Origin of the sequence: Streptococcus oralis SK610 (assembly GCF_000257455.1) — a bacterium.
GTDB classification, from domain to species: Bacteria; Bacillota; Bacilli; order Lactobacillales; family Streptococcaceae; genus Streptococcus; species Streptococcus oralis_CB.
This window is the reverse complement of record NZ_AJKQ01000016.1, coordinates 1-702: the sequence shown is the minus strand read 5'-3', so window position 1 is coordinate 702 and position 702 is coordinate 1. Positions and strand designations below refer to the sequence as shown.

Annotated in this window: 1 protein-coding gene; it reads right to left on the bottom strand. The window is 53.8% G+C overall.

Annotated elements, in window-relative coordinates; genetic code table 11:
• A partial coding sequence (locus HMPREF1115_RS11850) for a hypothetical protein (RefSeq protein ID WP_002882278.1) occupies nucleotides 1–702 on the bottom strand: 702 nt, incomplete at both ends.

Here is a 702-nt window from a genome sequence, read left to right as displayed (position 1 = left end):
CTGAAGTGGATTGACTCGAGCTCGCTGACGCTGACTGGCTCGCACTCGCTGATGCAGATTGACTAGCGCTGGCTGAGGCAGATTCGCTTGAGCTTGCTGAGGCGGATTGACTTGCACTCACTGAGGCGGATTGGCTGGAGCTTACCGAAGCGGATTGACTTGCACTCGCTGAAGCGGATTCGCTGGAGCTGACTGACACTGACTGACTAGCACTTACTGAAGCTGACTCACTGGCGCTCACTGACGCTGACTGACTAGCACTTACTGATACTGACTCACTGGCGCTCACTGATGCGGATTGACTCGAGCTCACCGATACAGATTGGCTCGAACTTGCCGACGCTGACTGACTCGAACTTACCGAAGCGGATTGACTTGCGCTGACTGAGGCAGATTGACTCGTACTTACTGAAGCGGATTCGCTTGAGCTTGCCGATACAGACTCACTTGTGCTTACAGATGCCGATTGACTGGAGCTCAATGAAGCCGATTGACTGGAGCTTACAGATGCTGACTCACTGGCGCTCGCTGACGCGGATTGGCTAGCGCTGGCTGAAGCAGATTGACTGGCGCTCGCTGATGCAGATTGACTCGTACTTATAGATGCTGATTGACTTGCACTCACCGATACGGACTGACTAGCACTTACTGAAGCGGATTGACTCGAGCTCGCTGAGGTGGATTGACTTGAGCTTACCGAGG